Consider the following 5,567-nt stretch of genomic DNA (forward strand, 5'->3'; position numbering starts at 1 on the left):
TTTGCTATAGTTCGCCTCCGCTTCGGCATGACCGAAAAATGTTAACGTAATCAAGCGGTTACGGTAGCAAGATCGGCAGAGAAATCTGAGACGAAGCGAAATGAAGGGGTTGACGAAAAACGAAAAACACTTCATACTCTCTTTCCTCTGCTGCTGACGAACACAACGCTTCGAAGCAACGCAGCAGATGATGCAGTACCGAATAAAGTTCTTTAAAAATTAACAGTCGATAAGTGTGGGCGTTTGATGAAGGTGCCAAGAACTTCGGTTCTTGATTACTTAAATTATCAAATGTTCACAAAAAAGAAATACGTTGCTCAGCAATGAGTAACGGTCAGTATTTTGAGTGAGCGACCCCTGCAGCAATGCAGGGTGACTCGAAAGAGTCAACAAACAGAGATTGAACTGAAGAGTTTGATCCTGGCTCAGATTGAACGCTGGCGGCATGCTTTACACATGCAAGTCGAACGGTAACAGGGAGCTTGCTCCGCTGACGAGTGGCGAACGGGTGAGTAATATATCGGAACGTACCCAAGAGTGGGGGATAACGTAGCGAAAGTTACGCTAATACCGCATACGATCTAAGGATGAAAGCAGGGGATCTTCGGACCTTGTGCTCCTGGAGCGGCCGATATCTGATTAGCTAGTTGGTGAGGTAAAGGCTCACCAAGGCGACGATCAGTAGCTGGTCTGAGAGGACGACCAGCCACACTGGAACTGAGACACGGTCCAGACTCCTACGGGAGGCAGCAGTGGGGAATTTTGGACAATGGGCGCAAGCCTGATCCAGCAATGCCGCGTGAGTGAAGAAGGCCTTCGGGTTGTAAAGCTCTTTTGTCAGGGAAGAAACGGTAGAGGCTAATATCCTTTGCTAATGACGGTACCTGAAGAATAAGCACCGGCTAACTACGTGCCAGCAGCCGCGGTAATACGTAGGGTGCAAGCGTTAATCGGAATTACTGGGCGTAAAGCGTGCGCAGGCGGTTTTGTAAGTCTGTCGTGAAATCCCCGGGCTCAACCTGGGAATTGCGATGGAGACTGCAAGGCTAGAATCTGGCAGAGGGGGGTAGAATTCCACGTGTAGCAGTGAAATGCGTAGAGATGTGGAGGAACACCGATGGCGAAGGCAGCCCCCTGGGTCAAGATTGACGCTCATGCACGAAAGCGTGGGGAGCAAACAGGATTAGATACCCTGGTAGTCCACGCCCTAAACGATGTCTACTAGTTGTCGGGTTTTAATTAACTTGGTAACGCAGCTAACGCGTGAAGTAGACCGCCTGGGGAGTACGGTCGCAAGATTAAAACTCAAAGGAATTGACGGGGACCCGCACAAGCGGTGGATGATGTGGATTAATTCGATGCAACGCGAAAAACCTTACCTACCCTTGACATGTACGGAAGCCACGAGAGATCGAGGTGTGCTCGAAAGAGAGCCGTAACACAGGTGCTGCATGGCTGTCGTCAGCTCGTGTCGTGAGATGTTGGGTTAAGTCCCGCAACGAGCGCAACCCTTGTCATTAGTTGCTACATTCAGTTGAGCACTCTAATGAGACTGCCGGTGACAAACCGGAGGAAGGTGGGGATGACGTCAAGTCCTCATGGCCCTTATGGGTAGGGCTTCACACGTCATACAATGGTACATACAGAGGGCCGCCAACCCGCGAGGGGGAGCTAATCCCAGAAAGTGTATCGTAGTCCGGATCGCAGTCTGCAACTCGACTGCGTGAAGTTGGAATCGCTAGTAATCGCGGATCAGCATGTCGCGGTGAATACGTTCCCGGGTCTTGTACACACCGCCCGTCACACCATGGGAGCGGGTTTTACCAGAAGTAGGTAGCTTAACCGCAAGGAGGGCGCTTACCACGGTAGGATTCGTGACTGGGGTGAAGTCGTAACAAGGTAGCCGTATCGGAAGGTGCGGCTGGATCACCTCCTTTCTAGAGTAGCACCGGGGTCTAACGACCCATCATCAAGCGTCCACGCTTATCGACTGTTGAATGTAAAGAACAGTTTTATCGGGGCTGTAGCTCAGCTGGTTAGAGCACCGTGTTGATAACGCGGGGGTCGTTGGTTCGAGTCCAACCAGCCCTACCAAGCTTGTCCCCACGTAGGTGGGGATCAAAGTCCGCGTCACATGGGGGATTAGCTCAGCTGGGAGAGCACCTGCTTTGCAAGCAGGGGGTCGTCGGTTCGATCCCGTCATCCTCCACCATTTAGTAAATGGTTAAAAGTTCAAACGTAAGTCACCAGCAGCTAGCTGGATGGATTTAGGTTTGGTCTTTTCGAGATCACTGTTTTTTCGTTCTTTAACAATCTGGAAGAAGTAAAGTTTTATCAGCGTGTGCGACAGCACATGTTGAGGGTAGTAGTAATTTGTATCAAGCAAACATAGTTGTACTCTTGAATTCTGTGACGATCTCTTTAACTCATGAAGAGGCCAACGTTATAGGGACAAGTGAATAAGTGCACATGGTGGATGCCTTGGCGATTACAGGCGATGAAGGACGTAGTAGCTTGCGATAAGCTGCGGGGAGCTAGCAAACGAGCTTTGATCCGCAGATTTCCGAATGGGGAAACCCGGCCTTTTAGGTCATTGCATACTGAATACATAGGTATGCAAAGCGAACGCGGCGAACTGAAACATCTAAGTAGCTGCAGGAAAAGAAATCAACCGAGATTCCCAAAGTAGTGGCGAGCGAAATGGGATGAGCCTGTATGTGATAGTCGGACTGATAGTGGAAGCTTTTGGAAATGAGCGCCATAGTGGGTGATAGCCCCGTACACGAAATCAGACCGGTGGTACTAAGCATACGACAAGTAGGGCGGGACACGAGAAATCCTGTCTGAACATGGGGGGACCATCCTCCAAGGCTAAATACTCGTAATCGACCGATAGTGAACCAGTACCGTGAGGGAAAGGCGAAAAGAACCCCGGGAGGGGAGTGAAATAGATCCTGAAACCGTGTGCATACAAACAGTAGGAGCCTCTTCGTGGGGTGACTGCGTACCTTTTGTATAATGGGTCAGCGACTTACATTCAGTGGCGAGGTTAACCGAATAGGGGAGCCGTAGAGAAATCGAGTCCGAATAGGGCGACAGTCGCTGGGTGTAGACCCGAAACCAAGTGATCTACCCATGGCCAGGATGAAGGTGCGGTAACACGCCCTGGAGGTCCGAACCCACTAATGTTGAAAAATTAGGGGATGAGCTGTGGGTAGGGGTGAAAGGCTAAACAAACTTGGAAATAGCTGGTTCTCTCCGAAAACTATTTAGGTAGTGCCTCAAGTATCACCATCGGGGGTAGAGCACTGTTATGGCTAGGGGGTCATTGCGACTTACCAACCCATTGCAAACTCCGAATACCGATGAGTGCGAGCTTGGGAGACAGACATCGGGTGCTAACGTCCGGTGTCAAGAGGGAAACAACCCAGACCGCCAGCTAAGGTCCCAAAGATTGGCTAAGTGGAAAACGAAGTGGGAAGGCTAAAACAGTCAGGATGTTGGCTTAGAAGCAGCCACCATTTAAAGAAAGCGTAATAGCTCACTGATCGAGTCGTCCTGCGCGGAAGATGTAACGGGGCTAAGCCAGTCACCGAAGCTGCGGATATCCTTTATTGGATATGGTAGGAGAGCGTTCTGTAAGCCTGCGAAGGTGTCTTGTAAAGGATGCTGGAGGTATCAGAAGTGCGAATGCTGACATGAGTAGCGATAATGCGGGTGAAAAGCCCGCACGCCGTAAGCCCAAGGTTTCCTGTTCAACGTTCATCGGAGCAGGGTGAGTCGGCCCCTAAGGCGAGGCAGAGATGCGTAGCTGATGGGAAGCAGGTTAATATTCCTGCACCGTCGTATGATGCGATGGGGGGACGGATCGCGGAAGGTTGTCTGACTGTTGGAATAGTCAGTTTTTGACTCATAGAAGGTGCTTAGGCAAATCCGGGCACGTAATTCAAGGGGTTGAGACGAGTCGCCATGTGCGATGAAGCAATCGGAAGTGGTTCCAAGAAAAGCCTCTAAGCTTCAGTCATACGAGACCGTACCGCAAACCGACACAGGTGGGCGAGATGAGTATTCTAAGGCGCTTGAGAGAACTCGGGAGAAGGAACTCGGCAAATTGGTACCGTAACTTCGGGATAAGGTACGCCCTAGTAGTTTGACCACTTTACTGTGGAAGGATGAACGGGTTGCAATAAAATGGTGGCTGCGACTGTTTAATAAAAACACAGCACTCTGCAAACACGAAAGTGGACGTATAGGGTGTGACGCCTGCCCGGTGCTGGAAGATTAAATGATGGGGTGCAAGCTCTTGATTGAAGTCCCAGTAAACGGCGGCCGTAACTATAACGGTCCTAAGGTAGCGAAATTCCTTGTCGGGTAAGTTCCGACCTGCACGAATGGCGTAACGATGGCCACACTGTCTCCTCCCGAGACTCAGCGAAGTTGAAATGTTTGTGATGATGCAATCTACCCGCGGCTAGACGGAAAGACCCCATGAACCTTTACTGTAGCTTTGCATTGGACTTTGAATCAATCTGTGTAGGATAGGTGGGAGGCTTTGAAGTAGGGACGCCAGTCTCTATGGAGCCATCCTTGAAATACCACCCTGGTTCATTTGAGGTTCTAACCTTGGTCCGTTATCCGGATCGGGGACAGTGCATGGTAGGCAGTTTGACTGGGGCGGTCTCCTCCTAAAGTGTAACGGAGGAGTTCGAAGGTACGCTAGGTACGGTCGGACATCGTGCTAATAGTGCAATGGCATAAGCGTGCTTAACTGCGAGACCGACAAGTCGAGCAGGTACGAAAGTAGGACATAGTGATCCGGTGGTTCTGTATGGAAGGGCCATCGCTCAACGGATAAAAGGTACTCTGGGGATAACAGGCTGATTCCTCCCAAGAGTTCATATCGACGGGGGAGTTTGGCACCTCGATGTCGGCTCATCACATCCTGGGGCTGTAGCCGGTCCCAAGGGTATGGCTGTTCGCCATTTAAAGTGGTACGTGAGCTGGGTTTAAAACGTCGTGAGACAGTTTGGTCCCTATCTGCCGTGGGCGTTGGAAATTTGAAGGGGGCTGCTCCTAGTACGAGAGGACCGGAGTGGACGAACCTCTGGTGTACCGGTTGTCACGCCAGTGGCATTGCCGGGTAGCTAAGTTCGGAAGAGATAACCGCTGAAAGCATCTAAGCGGGAAACTTGCCTTGAGATGAGATTTCCCGGAGCCTTGAGCTCCTTGAAGGGTCGTTCGAGACCAGGACGTTGATAGGTCAGGTGTGGAAGTGCAGTAATGCATTAAGCTAACTGATACTAATTGCCCGTAAGGCTTGTCCCTATAACCTTGGTAGTCAAGGTTGTGACGAGTACAACTCGCTTGAATACAAGCTACAACCCAACAATACTTCTTCCAGATTCAGAGCATGCGCGCACTGTCGCGAATGCTCGTACAAGTCATGCCTGATGACCATAGCAAGTCGGTCCCACCCCTTCCCATCCCGAACAGGACCGTGAAACGACTTTGCGCCGATGATAGTGCTGCAACCAGTGTGAAAGTAGGTTATCGTCAGGCTAGTTATA

At 50.7% G+C, this 5,567-nt stretch carries 2 tRNA genes and 3 rRNA genes; all 5 read left to right on the forward strand.

The window, feature by feature from the left end:
• Nucleotides 1-402: 402 nt before the first annotated feature.
• A 16S ribosomal RNA gene (locus SOM61_RS26305) occupies nucleotides 403-1,937 on the forward strand.
• Between the two features lie 80 nt (nucleotides 1,938-2,017).
• Nucleotides 2,018-2,094, forward strand: a tRNA-Ile gene (locus tag SOM61_RS26310).
• 42 nt (nucleotides 2,095-2,136) lie between these two features.
• Nucleotides 2,137-2,212, forward strand: a tRNA-Ala gene (locus SOM61_RS26315).
• A gap of 237 nt (nucleotides 2,213-2,449) precedes the next feature.
• Nucleotides 2,450-5,325 (forward strand): 23S ribosomal RNA (locus SOM61_RS26320).
• Nucleotides 5,326-5,446: 121 nt separating this feature from the next.
• Nucleotides 5,447-5,559: ribosomal RNA gene (gene rrf, locus SOM61_RS26325) — 5S ribosomal RNA — on the forward strand.
• Together the 16S, 23S and 5S rRNA genes with 2 tRNA genes alongside form the textbook arrangement of a ribosomal RNA operon.
• Nucleotides 5,560-5,567: the final 8 nt, after the last annotated feature.

This window comes from Massilia sp. CFBP9012, assembly GCF_034045115.1.
In the GTDB taxonomy this organism is placed as follows: Bacteria; Pseudomonadota; Gammaproteobacteria; order Burkholderiales; family Burkholderiaceae_D; genus Telluria.